This window comes from Rhodococcus sp. NPDC057297 (assembly GCF_042667435.1).
Taxonomy (GTDB): Bacteria; Actinomycetota; Actinomycetes; order Mycobacteriales; family Mycobacteriaceae; genus Rhodococcoides.
The window spans coordinates 522091-543384 of sequence record NZ_JBHUZE010000003.1 but is presented as its reverse complement, the minus strand read 5'-3'; the positions used below and the strand labels follow the sequence as shown (position 1 = coordinate 543384).

General features: G+C 64.5%; 21 protein-coding genes and 1 riboswitch. Of the genes, 6 read left to right on the top strand and 15 right to left on the bottom strand.

Annotation, left to right across the window (positions count from 1 at the left end; genetic code table 11):
• Positions 1-16: 16 nt before the first annotated feature.
• Complete coding sequence (locus tag ACFULT_RS12570) at positions 17-817, top strand: exodeoxyribonuclease III (protein ID WP_378481615.1); 801 nt, start codon at positions 17-19, stop codon at positions 815-817.
• Here ACFULT_RS12570 and ACFULT_RS12565 read toward each other — a convergent pair.
• The 3 genes from ACFULT_RS12565 to ACFULT_RS12555 form a co-directional block, all read right to left on the bottom strand.
• On the bottom strand, positions 787-1386 hold the full coding sequence (locus ACFULT_RS12565; protein WP_378481614.1) for a hypothetical protein: 600 nt from the start codon (positions 1384-1386) through the stop codon (positions 787-789). The genes ACFULT_RS12570 and ACFULT_RS12565 overlap by 31 nt on opposite strands.
• 89 nt (positions 1387-1475) lie before the next feature.
• The gene (locus ACFULT_RS12560; protein WP_037107527.1) at positions 1476-1793 is read right to left on the bottom strand and encodes a GNAT family N-acetyltransferase; all 318 of its coding nucleotides are present in this window, start codon (positions 1791-1793) and stop codon (positions 1476-1478) included.
• Positions 1794-1890: 97 nt separating this feature from the next.
• The gene (locus tag ACFULT_RS12555) at positions 1891-2217 is read right to left on the bottom strand and encodes a GNAT family N-acetyltransferase (RefSeq protein ID WP_019666650.1); all 327 of its coding nucleotides are present in this window, start codon (positions 2215-2217) and stop codon (positions 1891-1893) included.
• Positions 2218-2495: 278 nt separating this feature from the next.
• Between ACFULT_RS12555 and thiD the strand changes: the two genes are divergently transcribed.
• Positions 2496-3347: a bifunctional hydroxymethylpyrimidine kinase/phosphomethylpyrimidine kinase gene (gene thiD / locus ACFULT_RS12550; protein WP_378481613.1), complete on the top strand. Its 852-nt coding sequence runs from the start codon at positions 2496-2498 to the stop codon at positions 3345-3347.
• 15 nt (positions 3348-3362) lie between these two features.
• Here the strand turns inward: thiD and ACFULT_RS12545 are convergent, their stop codons facing one another.
• From ACFULT_RS12545 to thiO, 9 genes are all read right to left on the bottom strand, one after another.
• Positions 3363-4142, bottom strand: a complete 780-nt coding sequence (locus ACFULT_RS12545) for an adenylate/guanylate cyclase domain-containing protein (protein WP_378481687.1) — start codon at positions 4140-4142, stop codon at positions 3363-3365.
• 76 nt (positions 4143-4218) lie between these two features.
• The gene (locus tag ACFULT_RS12540; RefSeq protein WP_378481612.1) at positions 4219-5709 is read right to left on the bottom strand and encodes a M28 family peptidase; all 1491 of its coding nucleotides are present in this window, start codon (positions 5707-5709) and stop codon (positions 4219-4221) included.
• Positions 5710-5734: 25 nt separating this feature from the next.
• Entirely contained in the window at positions 5735-6532 is a 798-nt protein-coding gene (locus tag ACFULT_RS12535) for an ABC transporter permease (protein ID WP_378481611.1), read from the bottom strand.
• Entirely contained in the window at positions 6532-7506 is a 975-nt protein-coding gene (locus ACFULT_RS12530; RefSeq protein WP_094653383.1) for an ABC transporter ATP-binding protein, read from the bottom strand. Before ACFULT_RS12530 ends, ACFULT_RS12535 begins: the two co-directional genes overlap by 1 nt.
• 170 nt (positions 7507-7676) lie before the next feature.
• A complete protein-coding gene (locus ACFULT_RS12525) occupies positions 7677-8474 on the bottom strand; it encodes an ABC transporter permease (RefSeq protein ID WP_037112662.1) in 798 nt (265 codons plus the stop codon).
• Entirely contained in the window at positions 8474-9448 is a 975-nt protein-coding gene (locus tag ACFULT_RS12520) for an ABC transporter ATP-binding protein (RefSeq protein ID WP_094653382.1), read from the bottom strand. Before ACFULT_RS12520 ends, ACFULT_RS12525 begins: the two co-directional genes overlap by 1 nt.
• Positions 9449-9527: 79 nt before the next feature.
• Complete coding sequence (locus tag ACFULT_RS12515) at positions 9528-10280, bottom strand: thiazole synthase (RefSeq protein ID WP_094720684.1); 753 nt, start codon at positions 10278-10280, stop codon at positions 9528-9530.
• Positions 10273-10470, bottom strand: a complete 198-nt coding sequence (thiS, locus tag ACFULT_RS12510) for a sulfur carrier protein ThiS (protein WP_019663278.1) — start codon at positions 10468-10470, stop codon at positions 10273-10275. Before thiS ends, ACFULT_RS12515 begins: the two co-directional genes overlap by 8 nt.
• Entirely contained in the window at positions 10467-11552 is a 1086-nt protein-coding gene (gene thiO, locus ACFULT_RS12505; protein ID WP_378481610.1) for a glycine oxidase ThiO, read from the bottom strand. The genes thiS and thiO overlap by 4 nt, the downstream gene beginning before the upstream one ends.
• A riboswitch (TPP riboswitch) is annotated at positions 11552-11664 on the bottom strand. It overlaps the preceding gene by 1 nt.
• 29 nt (positions 11665-11693) lie before the next feature.
• Here thiO and thiE point away from each other — a divergent pair.
• Entirely contained in the window at positions 11694-12374 is a 681-nt protein-coding gene (gene thiE, locus ACFULT_RS12500; protein WP_378481609.1) for a thiamine phosphate synthase, read from the top strand.
• Here thiE and ACFULT_RS12495 read toward each other — a convergent pair.
• On the bottom strand, positions 12371-13210 hold the full coding sequence (locus tag ACFULT_RS12495) for an NUDIX hydrolase (protein ID WP_094720682.1): 840 nt from the start codon (positions 13208-13210) through the stop codon (positions 12371-12373). The genes thiE and ACFULT_RS12495 overlap by 4 nt on opposite strands.
• A gap of 72 nt (positions 13211-13282) precedes the next feature.
• Between ACFULT_RS12495 and ACFULT_RS12490 the strand changes: the two genes are divergently transcribed.
• Genes ACFULT_RS12490 through ACFULT_RS12480 form a run of 3 tightly spaced genes read left to right on the top strand, consistent with a single transcriptional unit; the run spans position 13283 to position 17992 of the window.
• The gene (locus ACFULT_RS12490; protein WP_378481608.1) at positions 13283-14599 is read left to right on the top strand and encodes a hypothetical protein; all 1317 of its coding nucleotides are present in this window, start codon (positions 13283-13285) and stop codon (positions 14597-14599) included.
• Positions 14596-15594, top strand: a complete 999-nt coding sequence (locus ACFULT_RS12485) for a glutamate ABC transporter substrate-binding protein (protein ID WP_378481607.1) — start codon at positions 14596-14598, stop codon at positions 15592-15594. The genes ACFULT_RS12490 and ACFULT_RS12485 overlap by 4 nt, the downstream gene beginning before the upstream one ends.
• A gap of 1 nt (position 15595) precedes the next feature.
• Positions 15596-17992, top strand: a complete 2397-nt coding sequence (locus ACFULT_RS12480) for a tetratricopeptide repeat protein (protein WP_378481606.1) — start codon at positions 15596-15598, stop codon at positions 17990-17992.
• Here ACFULT_RS12480 and ACFULT_RS12475 read toward each other — a convergent pair.
• Positions 17981-19207 (bottom strand): acetate kinase, encoded by a 1227-nt coding sequence (locus ACFULT_RS12475; protein ID WP_378481605.1) that lies wholly within the window; start codon positions 19205-19207, stop codon positions 17981-17983. The two genes, ACFULT_RS12480 and ACFULT_RS12475, sit on opposite strands and share 12 nt — an antisense overlap.
• Positions 19204-21279, bottom strand: coding sequence for a phosphate acetyltransferase (gene pta, locus ACFULT_RS12470; protein WP_378481604.1), 2076 nt, complete (start codon positions 21277-21279; stop codon positions 19204-19206). Before pta ends, ACFULT_RS12475 begins: the two co-directional genes overlap by 4 nt.
• Positions 21280-21294: the final 15 nt, after the last annotated feature.

Genomic DNA, 21294 nt, shown 5'->3' with positions numbered 1-21294 from the left:
CGTTAGTCTGATCGCCGTGCGATTGGCTACGTGGAATGTGAACTCCGTCCGCTCTCGTCAGGATCGGATCGTGGACTGGCTCCAACGATCCGACGTCGATGTGCTGGCAATGCAGGAAACCAAGTGCAAGGACGCGCAGTTTCCGTACGAGCGATTCACCGAGATCGGGTACGAGGTCGCCCATGTCGGCCTCAGCCAATGGAACGGTGTTGCATTGCTGTCGCGGGTCGGGTTGGACGACGTACGGATCGGCTTCGAGGATCAGCCCGGGTTCAGCAAGGACCCTGAGGTCGAGGCGGTACGCGAGGCGCGGGCCATCGGAGCCACGTGCGACGGGGTTCGTGTGTGGAGCCTGTACGTACCCAACGGACGCGAGCTGGCGGATCCGCACTACACGTACAAGCTCGAGTGGCTCGCCAAGCTGCGGGCCGACGCTCAGGCCTGGGTGTCGGCGGACCCGGACGCGCAGATCGCGCTCGTCGGGGATTGGAACATCGCGCCTACCGACGACGATGTCTGGGATCCGGCGTTGTTCGAGGGCAAGACCCACACGTCGCAGCCGGAGCGGGATGCGTTCGAGTCGTTCGCGGAGGTCGGATTCACCGAGGTGACTCGGCAGTTCACGCCCGAGCCGCGGACGTTCACCTACTGGGACTACACGCAGCTTCGCTTCCCGAAGAAGCAGGGACTTCGTATCGACATGGCTCTGGCTTCCCCGGCTCTTGCGTCCCGGGTGACGGGCGCTTCGATCGATCGTGAGGAGCGCAAGGGCAAGGGCGCCAGCGATCACGCGCCCGTCGTCGTCGATATTTCCTGACGATCACGGCCCGCAGCGAAGTACACCGCCAGCGCTGCTGCGCCGGCGAGAACGAGCAGCCCGTGCGCAACACGTAGCCACGGCGGCGCGAAGAACTGCGGAAGGAACAGGACGAATCCCGACGCGAACAGCGCGGACTGCCAGCCAGGCAGGCACCGTGCAACCGCAACGGTGCCGACGGTCACGAGAATCAGTCCGGCACCGAACATCACCGTCTGTGTCGGGCCGTAGCGGATGGGTTCGGCGAGGTCGATCAGCCGAACATCGCCGGTGTTCCGCGCGTCGGATCCCAGCACGTGGAGCGCGAACGTCTCGGCGCCGTAGTACGGCAGTGTCAGTCCGACACCGACCCACGTCGTTACTTCGGCGACGGCGCCGACGTTCATCGTGCGTACGGCGAGAGCGAGCGTGATGAAGCCGAGCATCGCGCTGACGTGCGCCGCTACCCACAGTCCGGACGCGAACGCGTCGGCGCCGGCCTGCCCTGCCTCGGAGGAGTAGGGCCTCAGTATCGGATAGATCGCGAACAGGACGCCCGTGGCGACCAGAAGCCCGACAGTCGATCGCATGCGTGCTCTCCCTCAGGATGCGAGAGCGGTGCTCTCGTTCTGAAGTGAGTATTCACGAGGGGTACGAAGAAAACAAGAGCACCGCTCTCTCAGTCCGGTGCGACGAGATCGAGGAATTCCGGGTTCCGGGCCAGATAGCGCTGGACGTAGGTGCACACCGGACGAATGGACCAGCCCCGGTCGCGTGCGGTGTTGAGTGCACCCCTGACAAGCACCCCCGCCCAGCCGCGGTCACCGAAATCTTCCGTGACGACCGTGTGCATGAACGCCACGGAGGCGTCACTTCCCGACTGGCGATATCCCAGGATGCCGATGAGATCGTCCCCGACGAAGAGGTCGAATCGGTGATGCTCGGCGTTGTCCACTATGCGAACCGACGCTGCCAGCGTGCTCGACGTGTGATCCATCCCCCGAGTAGAGCGGAGGTCGGCCCTTCACAAGGGACAGTCGGCTACTTGGATAGCAATTCGACGTCGCGCCGAACCCGGACCGTTACCGGAAGACTCAGAGTGGAACGACCACGTCGGAGTAATCCGGATTGGCGGCGAGGAACCGCTGTACGTACGTACACACCGGCTTCACCTTCCATCCATACGAGCGCGCACTGTCGAGGGATCGGCGAACGAGGATAGCCGCGAGGCCCTGATGGCCGAAGTCCTCGGTGACGACGGTGTGCATGAACGACACGACGTGCGTACGGGCGCCGCGCTTCTGCGTGTTCTCGACTTCGAAATAGCCGACAATTCCCACCAGATCACCGTTGAGCCGCAACTCGAAACGATTCTGGTCGGTGTTGATGGAGACATCAGCACTGGGAGTACTGGCAAGCATGGGTCACCTCCTTTACATTTCCGGGATGTGCAGTGAAGCAATTACATGTGACGTGCACCACTATTAAACATGCGATGAGATAGCTTGTCACCCGTTTGTAGCAACAAACCTTCGGTTCCGTAGGTATGCAACCTCCATGCAACACAGACCCTGGTATCGGTCATACAGAGTTTCCATCGCCGTTGTGATGCAACAACATTCATGCACTATCGTGCATCTCCCGAAGGTGCGGTAAAACCCGGCGTCCTCCACACGAGCCGTGCCGGTACTGTCGCGATGTGAAGTTCCTACCGCTGACCCCCAACGGCTCCACGCCTGTTCGCGCTCTGACCATTGCTGGGACCGATTCCGGCGGCGGTGCGGGCATTCAGGCGGACAGCCGCACCATGGCGATGTGCGGCGTACACGCCTGTGTCGCCGTGGCCGCGGTAACCGTGCAGAACACCGTCGGCGTCAGCGGCTTCCACGAGATCCCCCCGGCCGTCGTCGCCGACCAGGTCCGCACCGTCGTCGGCGACATCGGAATCAGCGCCGCCAAGACCGGCATGCTCGCGTCGACAGCCATCATCGAGGCGGTCACCGACGTATGCACCGAGGTCGGCATCGGAAAGAACGGCACGATTCCGCTCGTCGTCGATCCGGTGTGCGCGTCGATGCACGGTGATCCGCTTCTGCACGCGGAGGCGCTGGACGCCATCCGGAACGTTCTGATCCCGATCGCGACGGTTGTCACTCCCAATCTCGACGAGATTCGCCTCATCACCGGTATCGACGTGATCGACGACGCCACCGCCCGCCGTGCGGCCGAGGCTCTCCATGCGTTGGGCGCGGGGTGGGCGATCGTGAAGGGCGGTCACCTACGCACGTCGACGACCAGCACGGACATCCTGTTCGACGGCGATACCTTCACCGAGTTCTCCCGGCCGCGAATCGACACGGGCAACGATCACGGAGGTGGAGACACCTTGGCTGCCGCCATCGCCAGCGCGCTCGCCAACGGATATTCGGTGCCGGATGCGGTCGAGTTCGGCAAGGACTGGGTCACCGAGTGCCTCGCAGCGTCGTACGACCTGGGCGCAGGCCACGGGCCCGTCTCTCCGCTGTGGCGACTCCACGTCCAGAATTCGTAGGGCGCCGAATCCCGGTCAGCGCTGGGGTACCAGCCGGAGAATCTTCAGGTCCTCGGGTACGCCGGTGAGTTTGGGGGCGAAGAATCCGCGACGGTAGGGCCGCGGAGCCAATCCGAGTGCGTCGACCGTGTCGGGGTGTATTGCGTCGAACGCGTTCCTGGAGATCATCAGGTTGCCGTTACCGCCGGTCTGCATGACACGGGCGGCGATGGTGACGTCGACGCCGAGCCAGTCGGATCCGATCTGCCGAGGGTTTCCGGTGTGAATGCCGACTCTCATGGTCGGTGTGTATCCGTCGACGTCGACGTCCGAGAGCGCCGTTCGTGCCGCGACCACCGCTTCGAGCGCCTGGTCCGGCCGGTAGAAGACCGCCATTATGCCGTCGCCCAGCCTCTTGACGACGTGTCCACCGCCCGCGGCGACGGCCGGCTCGACTGCCTGGGATACCTTCCTCAGCAGCGTCAGAGTTGCGGTGTCGCCTGCGACGAGGGACCACGACGAGAACCCCACCAGATCGGTGAAGACGATGGTCACGTCGCGTTCACCCCGGCCGCGGCCGGTCCGCTCGAGCACTGCCTGCCACACCTGCAGCGCTCCGAGACCGATTTCACGGGTGGCACCCGGCTCATCACCACGGAACTTGTCGGCGACACGGGCCACGGCGAGTGCCGAGCCTTCACCTGCCAGGGACAGCGGATCACCGAACGTAGGGTCGCCCGGCAGAACACGCCGGAACCTCCGCACCACGTCGACGATCCCTGGGCTGCGGTTGACATCCTGCACCCAGCCGACCATCGACGACAGTTTCACGACACGAAGCGTAACCGAGGGTTACAGACACTCCTCAGCCCGAAGGTCCCCGGTTCGTGGGTCACTGGCCCGAACGCGCCTGGGTGCGTGCGTCACCGACAGGAACGCCGTTCGGTCCCTCGACCGACTGCGCGTACGTTCCGATTCCGAAGCCGATCGCCGACGCGTTCTTCGCCAGCGCTTCGCGGTCGATGTTCGCCAGCGTGTCCTCGGCCGTGTGGTAATTCTCGTCGTACGTCTCCCCTGCCGTGCCGCCCCACTTCTCTGCCTGTTCGGGTGTTTTCTCGTCGTCTGCGCCGCTGAACACGCCGCCTGCCGGGATACCGGCGGCGATGAACGGGCCGTAGTCGGACCGGCCGTCGAAATCGGTTCCGTCGACCGCTATGCCCTCACCACCGAGGTAATCCACGAATACGCGCTCGATGGCGTCGGAGCCCGCCGGTCCCGCGGGTTCACCGACTTTGTCGGAGTCGTCTCCGTCGTAGGCGAGGTACCCGGCATTGTGCGATCCGATCATGTCGAAGTTGAGATACAACGCGATGTTCGCCTTGTCCTCGTCGCTCAGCCCGTCAACGTAGGCGGTCGATCCGACGAGACCGTTCTCTTCCGCGCCCCAGAACGTGAAGCGTACGGCGTTGGTCACCTCCGGTTCACTGCCGAGTTGCAGTGCGGATTCCAACACGGCCGCGGTGCCACTTCCGTTGTCGTTGATGCCTGGGCCATCCTCGACGCTGTCCAGGTGGGCGCCCGCGACCACGACGTTCGAGGTGTCTCCCGTCGAGGTCTGCGCGATGATGTTGCGACTCTTGGTCGTTGTGGTGACCGTGTCCAGTGTGAGCGTCAGTTCCGGCGCCGACGCGACGGCCGCGCCGTCCTCCTGCGAGACGCCGCCCGTCGGAATCCTCGCGTCTTCCTTACCACCGAGAGTGCCGTTGTCCACCGGCCCGGGAACATTGTTGACGACGACGACCGCCACGGCGCCCAGGTCCGCCGCGATGGTTTGCTTCGCCGCGAACGGGCACACGCCCCGGTTCACCACGACGATGGCGCCGCCGACGTCCAGTCCGTCGTAATCGGTTGCCTCGCAACCGGGTGACTCGTCGGCGGGAGCTGCGACGACCCGCGCGGTGATGCCGTCCTCGGGCGTGGCCGGTGAGTACTCGAGCGCTCCGACCGGGATCTGCTCGTCTCCGGCCGTCAGCAACTCGGTGTCCACGGTGAATTGGTCGAAGTCGAATTCCGGTGTCTCGACCTCGAATCCGGCTGCCTGCAGTTTTCCGCTGACGTAGTCGACGCTGGCGTCGTATCCGGAGGTGCCGGCGGCGCGGTTGCCGTTGTTCTCCGACGCGATCCGTTCGAGCTCCTCGAGGTGAGCGACCACGGCGTCGCCGGTGACGGCGTCCGCGAGCCCTGGGCCGTCGGGACTGGAGATCGGCGTCGGAACCGACACGGCCGGCTGCTCCTCGGCCCCGGAGTTGTCCGAGGACGTGGAGCAACCGGCCAGGACGAGCGCGCCGACTGCGAAACTTGCAAGCAAGGTCTTCCGTGGCATGGAAGCACCCTAGCTTCTCCGGCCGTCAGGCGTCTCGATGATCGGTGACGAACACTGCGGCGCCGAACACGATGGCGGTGAAGACCACGAAGTAGACCAGGCTCCCCCACGGTCCCCAGTGGAAGTCGACTCCGCCGTCGGATCCGAGGAAGTGAGAGGCATTGAGCCAGGGCAGGAACGGTTGTACCGCGCGGCCGAAGGATCCGAACAAGCCGAAGAGGTTCTCGACCACCAGCGGCCACAGCAACAGCAGTGCGATGGCGCCTGCGGACTGGCGCAGCAGGGCACCGATTCCGACGGCGACGACGATCTGCAGGAAGGCCAGGATCGCGGTTCCGTAGATGACGCGCCAGGTGCCGTCGAGATCGAAGCTCAGCAGTTCGCCTGCCTCGGCCCCTGCGAACACCTTGGCGATGTAGAACGCGCCGAGACCGAGGACGAAGCTCAGCACCAGCCCCAGAACACCGATCAGAAATGCCTTGGCGACGAGAACCGATGCGCGATTGGGCATTGCCTGGAACGTCGTACGGATGACGCCGAAGCGGTATTCGCTGGTGACCGTCAAGGCGGCCAGGATCATCAAGACCATGACTCCGAAACCTCCGACGCCGCTGCCGACTGCGTCGTAGACGGTGGGGAGGTACGGATCGTAGTCCGGCGTGTCACCCTGAGCCACTTGATCTTTGTAGGATTCGAGGCCGAGTTTGGAGGTGAATCCGACGACTGCCGCGAGGCCCAATCCGAGTACGATCACCGCGATCGTGCACCACCAGGGTGATTTCGTCGAGGTGATCTTGATACGTTCCGCAGCCAACACACCCATCAGAGAGCACCACCCATCGCCTTGTAATCCGACCCCTGACCATCCACACCATCAGCACCCGCACCGTGATACTGAACATCCTCACCCGTCAGCTTCATGAACGCCTCCTCCAAAGACCCACGCTGCGAGGACAACTCATGCAACACGATCTGATGCCGAGCAGCGATATCACCGATCACCTCGGTCGACGAATCCGTCACCACGATCGCCGGCTGCAACTGATCCACCCCCGCAGGCTCACGCACCGTCAACCCCGCCGACGTCAACGCACTCCGCAACGCATCCAACTGAGGACTACGCACCTTCACCGACGCCTCCGACGCATGATCGATGAAATCCTGCACCGACGTATCCGACACCAACCGACCCCGACCGATCACCACCAGATGCTCCGCCGTCTGCGCCATCTCCGACAACAAATGACTCGACACCAACACCGTCCGACCCTCCGCCGCCAAACGCTGCATGAACTTACGAATCCACACAATGCCCTCAGGATCGAGACCATTCACCGGCTCATCGAACAACAACACCTTCGGATCCCCCAACAACGCCCCCGCCAGACCCAACCGCTGCGACATACCGAGCGAAAAACCACCCGCATTCTTCTTCGCAACCTCACTCAACCCCACCAACCGAAGCACCTCGTCCACACGAGACCTCGGAATACCGTTCGACGCAGCCATCCACTCCAAATGCGCACGCGCAGAACGATTCGGATGCACCCACTTCGCATCCAACAACGCACCCACACTCCGCAACGGCTGCTTCAACTCGCCATACGGCTTACCCTCGATCAACGCCTGACCACTCGTCGGACGATCCAGACCCAAAATCATCCGCATCGTCGTCGACTTCCCCGCACCATTAGGCCCGAGAAACCCCGTCACAATCCCCGGCTTCACAGAAAAAGACAGATCATCGACCGCCTTCACCGCACCGTACTGCTTCGTCAACCCCGTCACTTCGATCATGAACGGAAATGCTGCCCTGTTCCGGTTCGTACCGCATCGCTCGGAAGTATTCTTTCGAGTCGTTCTCACGGATGACGGAAGGCGGGATTTCGTCAGGGTTTACCCTGAGATGCGAAGAACCTCCGAAGGAATACCTTCGGAGGTTCTTTGCGGTTTGTACTACTTTACACTTACGCGTCCCGACGGTTGACGACCAACAGCGCTGCACCGAAGACGACCGCGGTGAAGATCACGAAGTAGACCAGGCTCCCCCACGGTCCCCAGTGATAGTCGACGCCTCCGGCTTCGCCGAGGAAGTGGCTGGCATTTCCGAAGGGCAGGAACGGCTGGATCGCGCGGCCGAAGGATCCGAACAGGCCGAACAGCGACTCGACCAGCAGCGGCCAGAGCAGCAGCAGTGCGATGGCGCCTGCGGACTGGCGCAGCAGAGCACCGACTCCGACGGCGATGAACACCTGCAGGAAGGCCAGGATGGCGGTTCCGTAGATCGCTCGCCACGTGCCGTCGATGTCGAAGCTCAGCAGAGCGCCTGCATCCGGTCCGGCGACTGCCTTACCGATGTAGAACGCCAGCAATCCGAGAACGAACGTCAGCACGAAACCGAAGACACCGATGAGCGACGCTTTCGCGACCAGCACTGCGGCGCGGTTCGGGACCGCCTGGAACGTGGTTCTGATGATGCCGAAGCGGTATTCGCTGGTCACCGTCAGCGCAGCCAGGATCATGAGGACCATGAGCCCCATGCCGCCGACGCCACTGCCGACCACTTCGAAGACCGACGGTAGGTAGGGCTCGAATTCGGGTTTGTTGCCCTCGGCGATCTGGTTGTTGTAGGACTGCAGACCCAGTTTGGCCGCCAGTCCCACTGCGAATGCGAGCCCCAGTCCGAGGGCGATGATGGCGAATGTGCACCACCAGGGTGATTTCGTCGAGGTGATCTTGATACGTTCCGCAGCCAACACACCCATCAGAGAGCACCACCCATCGCCTTGTAATCCGACCCCTGACCATCCACACCATCAGCACCCGCACCGTGATACTGAACATCCTCACCCGTCAGCTTCATGAACGCCTCCTCCAAAGACCCACGCTGCGAGGACAACTCATGCAACACGATCTGATGCCGAGCAGCGATATCACCGATCACCTCGGTCGACGAATCCGTCACCACGATCGCCGGCTGCAACTGATCCACCCCCGCAGGCTCACGCACCGTCAACCCCGCCGACGTCAACGCACTCCGCAACGCATCCAACTGAGGACTACGCACCTTCACCGACGCCTCCGACGCATGATCGATGAAATCCTGCACCGACGTATCCGACACCAACCGACCCCGACCGATCACCACCAGATGCTCCGCCGTCTGCGCCATCTCCGACAACAAATGACTCGACACCAACACCGTCCGACCCTCCGCCGCCAAACGCTGCATGAACTTACGAATCCACACAATGCCCTCAGGATCGAGACCATTCACCGGCTCATCGAACAACAACACCTTCGGATCCCCCAACAACGCCCCCGCCAGACCCAACCGCTGCGACATACCGAGCGAAAAACCACCCGCATTCTTCTTCGCAACCTCACTCAACCCCACCAACCGAAGCACCTCGTCCACACGAGACCTCGGAATACCGTTCGACGCAGCCATCCACTCCAAATGCGCACGCGCAGAACGATTCGGATGCACCCACTTCGCATCCAACAACGCACCCACACTCCGCAACGGCTGCTTCAACTCGCCATACGGCTTACCCTCGATCAACGCCTGACCACTCGTCGGACGATCCAGACCCAAAATCATCCGCATCGTCGTCGACTTCCCCGCACCATTAGGCCCGAGAAACCCCGTCACAATCCCCGGCTTCACAGAAAAAGACAGATCATCGACCGCCTTCACCGCACCGTACTGCTTCGTCAACCCCGTCACTTGAATCATGGGATCCACTGTGTCAGGCCGAGGGGTGCTCGCACATCGCCCGCGAGTCTCGACTCGACTCATCCTTTCGGATGACCACTCACATAGGGGAGCTGGCCTGAGCCCAGAAACGCTTGGGAATGCGGCCCGCGCGGCGGGCCTCGAAGCCGGCGCTCACCGCGTGCCGCATCGCCGACGCCATCAGTGCGGGATCCTTGGCGCGGGTCACGGCGGTGGCGAGAAGGACTGCGTCGCACCCGAGTTCCATCGCCAAGGCTGCGTCGCTCGCGGTGCCGATGCCTGCGTCGAGGATGACGGGCACGCCTGCCGCGTCGACGATCATCTCGATGTTGTGCGGGTTGGAGATGCCGAGTCCGGTGCCGATCGGTGCTCCGAGTGGCATGACGGCGACGCAGCCGATGTCTTCGAGTCTGCGTGCCAGGACGGGGTCGTCGGTGGTGTACGGGAGTACGTTGAACCCGTCGTCGACGAGTTGCTCTGCGGCCTTGACCAATTCGATGGCGTCGGGCAGCAGTGTTCGCTCGTCGGCGATGACTTCGAGCTTCACCCAGTCGGTTTCGAGCGCTTCACGTCCGAGCTGTGCGGTGAGAACGGCTTCGGAGGCGCCGCGACAACCGGCGGTGTTGGGCAGGGGTGCGATGTCGAGCTTGCGCAGTAGATCGAGGACACCGGTGCCGCCTGCGGCATCGACGCGTCGCATGGCCACGGTGGTCAGCTCGGTGCCCGACGCCACCAGCGCCTCTTCCAGGACGGTCAGGTTCGCTGCTCCTCCGGTTCCCATGATGAGTCGGGATTCGAAGGTTCTGTCCGCGATCGTCAGCACGTCAGCCACCCTGCACCGCGGTGAGGATTTCGATGGTCCAGCCGGGTTCGACGGTGGTGGCGTCCCATCGACTCTTCGGCAGGACTGTTCCGTCGACGGCGACGGCGATGCCCGTGTCCGGCATGGACAGATCGGCGAGGAGTCGACGCATCGTCAGCCCCTCGGAAAGTGCGTGTTCTTCGCCGTTGACGGTGATCATCGGTGCCTTCCTGTCTCGAATCGGGCTGGATCTGCAGCCTTGGCTTCGGGGAGTGTGTCGCCGGTGAGTAGTGCGGCGACAGCGTCTGTGGTGATGGGTGTCAGCAGGATTCCGTTGCGTCCGTGCCCGGCGGCGACGATGACGCGTTCGGAGATGCGGCCGATGAGCGGTAGGCCGTCGGGGCTCATGGGGCGCAGTCCGGCGGCGGCTTCGTGTAGTTCGTATTCGCCGATGCTGGGCATCAGGCGTTCGGCGTCGGCGATGAGGTCTCGGACTCCGGCAACGGTGACCTGGGTGTCGTGGCCGGATTCGTACTGGGTGGCGCCGACGACGAGGCCGTCGCCTCGTGGCACGAGGTAGATGGGGCGGCCGTGGACGCTGCCTCGGATGGTCCGGCTGGGCGGTGCCGTCGCGCTGGGTCGTCGTCTGAGTCGGAGTATTTCGCCTTTGACGGGTCGGACAGGGATGTCCGGGAGAAGGGCGGAGACTTGCGCTCCGGCGGCGACGACGATTCGGTCGGCGGTCAGGGCGTCGAGGTCGGTCACCCGTTCGGCAACGAAGTCGACGCCTGCTGCGGATGCTGTCAGCGCGTCGACGAGGGCGCGGTTGTCGACGGCCAGTTCCGTCGGCGCCAGAAGCCCGAGGCGGATGTTCTGCGCGAGCGATGGTTCGAGTTCGCGGATCTCCGCTCGGTTCAGGATGTCCAGCTGATGCCCGTGTGCGCCGACGAATTCTGCGATGGTCCGCAGGTCCTGGGCGTCGGCGGCGTCGAGTGCGACGGTCAGGGAGCCCGATGCTGTGAACACGTCGACTCCGAGCTCGTGTGCGAATTCAGGCCAACGGGCAAGCGAGTGCGCTCCGAGGTGCAGAAGTTCGTGTTCGCCCGGCCATCCCTCGGACAGCGGCGCGAGCATTCCGCCTGCCACCCAGGACGCGCCCGACCCGATGTTCGGGTCGTAGAGCTGCACCGACCACCCGTCGCGCTGCGCCCTGGCTGCGACGGCCAGGCCGATGACACCGCCTCCGACGACAGCGAGCGTTCCGAGCTGCGACTTGCCGAACTGCGACTGTTCGAACTTCACCGAGAACCACCCTCACTCCCTGCGCCGGCATGATCCGGTTCAGGTATTGACGGTAAGGACGGGCGTGTCCACTCTCAGCCCCGCGTACCTCGGGACTCCCGTGTATCTGTCTTTCCGACGAGAAGACTACCGTCTGGAGACGTGCATCCCACTCAGAGCTCCCGTGAACGCTTGAACTCTGCCCGCCTGTACCTGTGCACCGACGCCAGGCGCGAGCTCGGCGATCTGGCCCAGTTCGCCGAGGCGGCACTGTCCGGCGGCGTCGACATCATTCAGCTTCGCGACAAGAACTCCGCCGGTGAGCGCGAGTTCGGTCCGCTGGAGGCCAAGGACGAACTGGCTGCGCTGGCCGTTCTGTCCGCGGCGACACGGCGTCATGGCGCGCTGCTGGCCGTCAACGACCGGGCGGACCTGGCGCTGGCATCCAACGCCGATGTCCTGCATCTGGGCCAAGGCGACCTGCCGGTGCATTACGCGCGGCAGATTCTGGGACCCGACGTGGTGATCGGGCGCTCGACGCAGAACCGTAGCCAGGCGAGTCTTGCCGCCATCGAGGACGGTGTGGACTACTTCGCGACCGGGCCCGTGTGGGCGACGCCGACGAAACCGAATCGCAAGGCTGCGGGTCTGGAACTTCTGCGCAGCACGGCCGACTCGGCTCCGTCTCGGCCATGGTTCGCCATCGGCGGAATCGACGCCGACAACGTCGACGAGGTTCTTGCGGCCGGCGCGGACCGTGTTGTCGTCGTCCGCGCCATCACACAGGCCCGCGACCCGCAGGCTGCAGCTCAGGCGCTGGCGGAGAAGCTGAAGAGCAACTAGCTCAACCAGCCGAGGACAGTCGACGGCGGGAGCACCTGCACCGCCGTCGGAAGCCGTTCTTTCAGGCCGCGATCTGCGGTGACGAGCGCGGTCAACGCGCTGCCGTCGTGTGCGCGCCTGGCGAGTTCGTCGTCGCCGCTGCCCGACGCATGGATGACGGGGACTCTGGCGTCGTCGAATCGGGCTGCGCGCGCGTCGCCTTCGAGGACGGCTTCGATGGTGGTGAGCCACCCGTAGGTGCCGCCCGGAAGTTCGACGGTGCGTGGCAGCGCGTCGGCGAGAGAGGTCAGCAGGTCTCCTGTTGCGCCGCTGCGGTCTTTCCACCAGCCGTTGGGGCGGGAGCCGAGCACGTTTGCGGTGTCCAGAAGGACGCGCAGGGGTTCGGTCCGCAAGGTGGGCCAGCTCGCCGCGAAGCCGGGGTGCAGCGGTAGGGCGTCGACCATGCTTTCAGGAACCCAACGCAGTTCGGTGCTTTCACCGTTCGGGGTGGTGAGCAGCTGTGCGTCGGTGTCGGCGACGACGGTGGTGTACGTCCAGCCACTGGGAGCCGTCGCGGTGAGCTTCTCTCCGCGGACGTTCAGCCGAGCCGCGCCGATTCCTGCTTCTTCGTCGGCTTCGCGTACGGCGGCCGTCACTGCGCTCTCGTGCGAGTCCTTCGCGCCGCCGGGAAGCGCCCACGTTCCGCCCTGGTGGCTCCAGAGGGCGCGGTGTTGAAGCAGTACTGTCGGCTCGCCGTCCGCGGACGGTGCACGAAGGAGCAGACCTGCGGCTCCGTACCTTCCCCAGTGCCGCGTGCCGTTCTCCCCGACTACCCACCCGTCACCGTCGCCGCGCATACCTCCACACCTTAGGGGACTGGACCTTCGGTGTGTTCGCCGTCCACGTACGCACCGCGGGCGGAAACTTATATGCTCGAACCTGTGAACGTGGTCGGCACTACACCTACTGCTGCCGTACCTCCCACGACGGCCACCACGGCCTCGGAGAGCGACTCGCGGCGCGAGTTGCGGCGCCTGGCACGGTCGACGCCTGCGCGCATGATCGCCATGGGCGGTCTGCTCATCGTGTTGCTGGTCGCGACGGGGTTCGTGACGAGCGAGGCTGTGTCCGATCGCGAGTCCACTCTCGATTCGTTGTTGGTGCGCACCGAGCCGCTGGCCAATTCCGCGCAGAATCTGTACGGCGCCCTGTCGGTCGCGGATGCCGCGGCGTCGACGGCATTCATCTCGGGTGGCCTGGAACCTCAGGCGGTGCGTGACCGGTATGCGCAGGCCATCGGTGACGCAGGCACCGAGCTGATCCGTGCGTCCGGTGGCCTCGGCGAGTCCGACACCGAGGCCAGGGAAGCTCTCACGGAGATCGGTGCGGCACTGCCGGTATACACGGGCCTCGTCGAGACCGCCCGATCCAACAATCGAAGTGGCAACCCCGTCGGATCGTCGTATCTCGGTGAGGCGTCCACGCTGATGCAGACCTCGCTGCTCCCGCGAGCCGAAGGGCTGTACACGGCACAGGCGTCGCGGGTGTCGGCCGATCAGGAAAGATTCGTGCACCCACCGGTGTTCGCGATCGCGACGATCATCGTCGTCCTCGGATTGCTGGTGTTGGCACAGATGTACTTGTCGCGGCGCACGCACCGGACGCTGAACTGGGGGTTTCTCACGGCGTCCGGTCTGGTGACGGTGCTCCTCGGGTGGATGCTCGTGGCCGGGCTCATCTCCGCGACCGCGACCGATCGTGCGCTCGACCGTGGTGTCACCCCGTTGCAGAAGCTCACCACGGGGTTCATCCTCGCTCAGCAGGCGAGGTCCGACGAGACGCTCAACCTCGTGCGCCGCGGCAGCACACGCGAGTACGACGCCGAATTCAACGACAACACGCAGCAACTGGCCGATCTGTTCCACGGTGACGCGGCGATGACGGAGTCGCTGGCCAAGTGGAAGACCGCGCACCAACGGATCGACGACGCGTTGGCCGTCGGCGATTTCAACACCGCCGTCACCATCGCGACGGGAAGCGGCGTCGCGGATTCCGCGGTTCAGTTCAAGGCTCTCGACGACATGCTGATCGCCGGTATCGAGCAGGGCCGTACCGAGCTTCGAGGCAACGTCGAGCGGGCCAAGACCTCTCTCGTCGCGTTGAGCTCCGGAGCCATCGTCCTCACGATCGCCGCTGCGGCGGGTGTCGCAGGCGGTCTCGTTCCAAGGTTGCGTGAGTACCTGTGAACCGAACCCTTCTCGTCGTCGCTGCGATCCTCGTGGGTCTGCTCACCACCAGTTGCGTTGCACCGGAGGCGCTGCCGCCCGAGCCGGACATCAGCTACACCGAACCGCCCATGCCCGACGGAGCGGGGCCCGCCACGGATGCACCGCAAGTCGACTCTCCCGACCCGCAGTGCGCGCGCCCGACGGCCAGTCTTCGTCCCCTGCAGTTCGGACCGGGACAGGCCGGTCTTGCCCCGGAGAACACGCCACCGTCTCCGACCGTCGACCAGATCAGAGAGCGCGGTCGACTGATCGTCGGGCTGGACACCGGCAGCAACCTTTTCAGCTTTCGTGATCCGATGACCGGCAAACTCGTCGGCTTCGACGTCGACATCGCGCGCGAGATCTCCCGCGACCTGTTCGGCGATCCGGATCGAGTGGACTTCCGCATCCTGACCTCGGCGGAACGCATCGAGGCACTGCAGAACTCGACGGTCGACGTCGTAGTCAAGACAATGACCATCACCTGCGCGCGCAAACAGGAAGTGTCGTTCTCGACGGTGTACTTCCAGGCGCAGCACAGGGTGCTCGCGGTCAAGAATTCCGGCATCAACGGCGTTGCGGACCTGGCGAACCGGAGAGTGTGCGCGGTGGACGGAACGACGTCGCTGCGACGGCTGCAACGCATCGTCCCGACAGCGCAGATCACCACGGCAGCGATGTGGTCGGATTGCCTCGTCGTCCTCCAACAGCGCCAGGTCGACGCCATCAGCACCGACGACACCATCCTCGCCGGCCTCGCCGCCCAGGACCCGTACCTGGAACTCGTCGGCGAGAGCCTGAGCCCCGAACCGTACGGTGTCGGAATCAAGAAGGAGAGTGAGGATCTGGTGCGGTTCGTCAACGGCACCCTGGAGCGAATCCGCGGTGACGGAACCTGGAACCGCCTCTACAACCGTTGGCTTTCCGTCCTGGGCAGCTCGCCCGGCCCGCCGTTTCCCCAGTACGTGGACTGACATGAGCACCAGAGACCCCGAGACCCCGACCGGTCGAGCCACCGCACCCTCACAGCGGACCGAAGCCGTGTCCCGAACCGAAGCCGTGTCCCGAACAGAAGCAGTCGCCCGAACCGAAGCAGTCGCCCGAACCGAAGCATCCGAGCGCACCCAGGCCGCCGACCGAACCCAGGCCGCCGACCGAACCCAGGCTTCTCCTGTATCGCAGGTTCGTTCGTCGCGCACGTCCGGGAGGACGAGGCCGAGTCGGTCGAATCGAACGGATCCTCGCCGACGCCTCGGCGCAGGCCTGGTGGACATTCCTCGCGTCGATCCCGTCGACCCGGCGACGGCGGTGATGTCCGATCCCACTGTTCCGCAACGCAAACGGTTCTGCTGGAAATGCAATTCACCGGTAGGCCGCAGCGCCGATGGCGAGCCGGACATGCCGTCGGGCATCTGTCCTCACTGCGGTTCGACGTACGATTTCACGCCGTTGCTCGAGCCGGGCGATCTCGTCGTCGGGCAGTACGAGGTGCAGGGGTGCATCGCTCACGGTGGTCTCGGTTGGATCTACCTGGCCATCGACCGCAATGTCAGCGATCGCTGGGTGGTGTTGAAGGGTCTGTTGCACTTCGGCGACGACGAAGCCCACGCGGTCGCCGTAGCCGAGCGTCAATTCCTCGCGGAGGTGGCGCATCCGGGTGTCGTGAAGATCTACAACTTCGTCGAGCAGCCACGCACCGACGGCACCCGCATCGGGTTCATCGTCATGGAGTACGTGGGTGGGCGTTCGCTGCGCGACATCCTGTCCTCGCGCAAGGACGCGGAGTCGGGTGCGCGGGTTCGGATGCCGGTGGAACAAGCCATCGCCTACGTTCTGGAAGTACTGCCCGCGCTGTCCTACCTCCACTCCATCGGGTTGGTGTACAACGATCTCAAGCCCGAGAACATCATGGTCACCGACGATCAGATCAAGCTCATCGACCTCGGCGCGGTCGCGGGTATCGAGGATTTCGGGTATCTCTACGGCACCGCCGGGTATCAGGCACCGGAGATCGTCGAGACCGGCCCGACGGTCGCATCGGACATCTACACCGTCGGGCGCACGCTGGCGGTTCTCACTCTGGACATGCCTCAGACGAAGGGGAAGTACGACCCGGGCATACCGTCGCCGGACGATCACGAACTGCTCCGCAAGTACCCCTCGTTCCATCGATTGCTGCTGCGTGCCACTAATCCCGATCCAGCACAGCGTTTCTCCACCGCGGATGTGCTGGCCAGCCAAGCCACCGGTGTGCTCCGGGAAATTCTGTCTCTGCAGACCGGAACGGAACGTCCAGGCCTGTCGACGGCGTTCAGTCCGCCGCGCACCACGTTCGGCACCGAGGAGTCCGTCGGGCGCACCGACACGTACGTCGACGGCAAGGTGCGCGGCGACAGGATAAGCGCCCGCGACGTCGTCTCCGCCCTTCCTGTTCCACTGGTCGATCCACTCGATCCGAGTGCGCCTCTGCTGGCGGCGGCGGTGCACAGCGAACCGCAGCAGACGCTGGATTCCCTTGCGCACGCGCGCCGTAACGGTATCGAGAGGTTCGCCGACGGATCGCCGGGCGGGCTCGAGATCACGCTCGCGGAGGTGAAGGCACACATCGACCTCGGAGATACCGGGACCGCGCAGTCGGTGCTGAACCAGGTGATCACCGACGGCCCCGATCCGTGGCGCGTCGAGTGGTACTCCGGCCTTCTCGACCTGTTGCGCAACGAGTTCTCGGATGCATCCACACATTTCGAGAACGTTCTGGATGCGATGCCGGGTGAGCTGGCGCCCAAGATTGCCCTGGCGGCGAGCGCCGAGCTGATCATGGAGGGCACGTCGGTCCAGGATCCGGAAGAGCGCGAGAAGTGGCGGGCCTGCGCCGAGTCGTACTATCTCTCGGTGTGGCGCACCAACCGCGCCGTCGTCAGCTCCGCCTTCGGCCTTGCGCGCCAGATGATGTACCGCAGCGACCCCACCGCGGCTGTCGGAGTGCTGGATCAGGTTCCCATCAGCTCGCGGCACTACGCCGTCGCTCGTATGACGAGTGTGCTGACGCTGTTGATGGATCGGCCGTCCCCCGACCTCGAGGAGGACGATTTCCGCGAGGCCGCGAGACGTGTCGCCATGCTCCCGCGGCGAGAACCACGAGCGTTGCAGATGCGCACACTGGTGTTGGCGATGGCAATGGACTGGGTTCGGTCCGGCCATGCTGTCGAAGCCGAACGTGAGCCGATTCTCGGCGCTCCGTTCACCGAGACGGGCCTGCGCTCGGGCACCGAGACCGGGCTACGCGCCCTTGCCCGGAACGCGACCGACCGCGCGCACCGCTACACGCTCGTCGACCTCGCCAACGCCATCAGGCCACAGTCACTCTTCTGACACGTTCTGCTCTGACACGTTCTGCTCTGACACGTTCTGCTCCGACACGACCTGTTCGGTGGCGCGGGCGATGGCGAGCTCTTCGTCGGTCGGGACGACGAGGACGGTCACCGCCGAGTCATCGGCCGAGATCACGCGAGCGTCTTTGCTGCGTACGGCATTTCGCTCGGGGTCGACGACGATGCCGAACCCTTCCAAGGATGCCAGTGCGTCCGCGCGCACAGCGGAGGCGTTTTCGCCGACGCCTGCCGTGAACGTGATGGCGTCGAGACGGCCCAGATTCACCATGTACGCGCCGATGTACTTGCGGAGTCGGTGAATGTAGACGTCGTAGGCAAGTGCGGCATTGTCGTCACCTTCGTCGATCTTCTGAGCGAGCACTCGAAAGTCGTTGACACCTGCCAGTCCTTTGAGCCCGGAATGCCTGTTCAGCAATTCATCGATCGCGTCGACGTCCATGTCCGCGTTGCGCCGCAGGTGCATGACGACGCCGGGGTCGATGTCACCGCTGCGAGTGCCCATGACCAAGCCTTCCAGGGGTGTCAGACCCATCGACGTGTCGATCGGAACGCCGCTGCGGACAGCCGACACCGACGCTCCGTTGCCCAGGTGCAACACGATCTGGTTCAGGTCGTCTCGGCCGAGGAACTCCGACACCCGACCGGAGACGTACTCGTGCGACGTGCCGTGGAAGCCGTAGCGCCTGATCCCGTTCTTCCTGGCCACCTCTCGGTCGATCGCATACGTGGCCGCGGCGGCGGGCAGCGAATGGAAGAACGCGGTGTCGAACACGGCGACGTGCGGGATCGACGGCAGTTGCTCGCGGGCAACCTCGATACCGAGCACGTTCGGTGGATTGTGCAGCGGCGCAAGCGCACTGAGGTCGGAAATCTGCTTCACCACTTCGTCGTCGATCAGTGTCGGCCGATAGAAGATCTCACCGCCGTGTACGACGCGGTGACCCACCGCCGTCACGTCGGAACCCAGCTCCACTCCCGCGTTCTCCAGCATGTCGAACGCGACGGCGAGACCGACACCGTGATCCGCTATTTCCCGGCGGTTCTCGGTCTCCTCGCCGTGGAACTCGAGGACGACGCGGCCTTCCGGCTCCCCTATCTGCTCGACCAGCCCGGAGGCGACGGACCGGCCGGTCTCGGGTTCGACCAGTTGGAACTTCACCGACGACGAGCCGGAGTTGACGACGAGAACGCTCATGCCTGCTGCCCCTGTGCTTGGATAGCCGTGATGGCAACGGTGTTCACGATGTCCTCGACGAGTGCGCCGCGAGAGAGATCGTTGACAGGTTTGCGTAGACCCTGCAGGACCGGCCCGACCGCGACGGCACCCGCGCTCCGCTGCACCGCCTTGTAGGTGTTGTTTCCCGTGTTGAGGTCCGGGAAGATGAACACCGTTGCGCGGCCGGCGACGTCGGAATCGGGCAGCTTGGACTTCGCGACGGACGGCTCGATCGCTGCGTCGTACTGAATCGGACCCTCCACGAGCAGTTCCGGGTTTCGTTCACGCACGAGCCTGGTGGCCTCGCGCACCTTGTCGACGTCGGCGCCGGTTCCCGAGTCCCCGGTGGAGTAGGACAGCATCGCGATGCGGGGCTCGATACCGAACTGAGCCGATGTCGTCGCCGACGAGATCGCGATGTCAGCGAGCTGTTCGGCCGTCGGGTCCGGCACGATAGCGCAGTCGCCGTAGGCGAGAACGCGGTCGGACAAGCACATCAGAAAGATGCTCGAGACGGTGTCGACGCCGTCAGCCGTCTTGATGATCTCGAACGACGGACGGATCGTGTGAGCTGTGGTGTGGGCGGCACCCGACACCATGCCGTCGGCAATTCCCTTGTACACCATCATGGTTCCGAAGTACGAGATGTCGGTCATGATCTCGCGTGCCCGCTCGATGCGCATGCCCTTGTGCTTGCGTAGTTCGGTGTACTCGGCGGCGAAGTCCTCGGCGTAATCCGACGTCTTGGGGTCGAGCACCTGCGCGTCACCGAGGTCGACGCCGAGTTCCGCAGCACGACGCCGGATGGGGCCTTCCTCGCCGAGGATCGTCAACGTGGCCACCTGCCGCTGCAGCAGCCTGCCCGCCGCACGCAGGATACGGTCGTCTCCGCCCTCGGGGAGCACGATGTGTTTCTGATCGGCACGAGCCCGGTGAATCAGCTGATATTCGAACATCTGCGGGGTGGTGATCGACGGGATGCTCAGCTCCAGCCGATCCAGCAGGGCCCGTGCGTCGACGCGCTGTTCCATCAGGCTCAGTGCGGTGTCCACCTTGCGCTGCGAGCCGACGGCCACCCGGCCACGTGCTTTCGCGGCCGCGGAGGCGGTGTCGAACGTACCGAGATCGGTCGTCAGGATCGGCAGTTTGGGTCCGAGACCGGACACGAGCCTTGCGATCGCCGGGTGCGGCTCGATGCCCCCGTTCATGATGATGCCGGCGAGCGAGGGAAAGCCCTCTGCTTCATGGGCGTTGACCAGTGCCAGCAGCACGTCCGAGCGGTCGGCCGGGGCGATGACGACCACCGAATCCGTCAGACGCTCGAGGATGTGCTCGGCCGTCATACCGCCGACCATGACCCGAAGCGCTTCGCGCTGCATGAGCTCGGGGTCTCCGCTGTAGAGCTTTCCATCGACGGCCTCGAGCAGCTCGGCCATCGTCGGAGCGATCAGCAGCGGGATCTCCGGCAGGCTCCACGCCGGCACTCCGAGCGGTGCCAACGCTTCGGTCACCTCGTCGAGCTTGTCGGGGTCGCATCGATTGGCGACGATCGCGGCGAGGTGCGCGTGGTGCTGGCGAAGCTCGGCCTGACACAACTGTGCCAACTGGACGATCTCCCCCGTCGACCGTTCCGAACCTCGAAGTGCAAGCAGCACAGGCGCACCGAGATTGGCAGCGACACGGGCGTTGAAGCTCAGCTCCGACGGGCTGCCGACGTCCGTGAAATCGCTGCCGACGATCACCACGGCATCGCATTGCGCGGCGACGTCGTGGAAGCGTGCGACGATTTCACCGAGAGCGGCGTCGGGATCGGCGTGCACGGCCTCGTAGGTGACGCCGAGTGACTGCTCGTAGGACAGATCCGCCGTCGTGTGATCGACGAGAAGTTCCAGAATGTAGTCGGTTTCCGTCGTCGACCTCGCGATGGGCCGAAAGACACCGACCCGCGCCGCAGACGCACACAGCATCTGGAGCACTCCGAGTGCAATGGTCGACTTACCGGTGTCGCCCTCGGGTGAGGCGATGTAGATGCTCGATGCAGGCTCGGCCATGGGAGTCAGCGTACT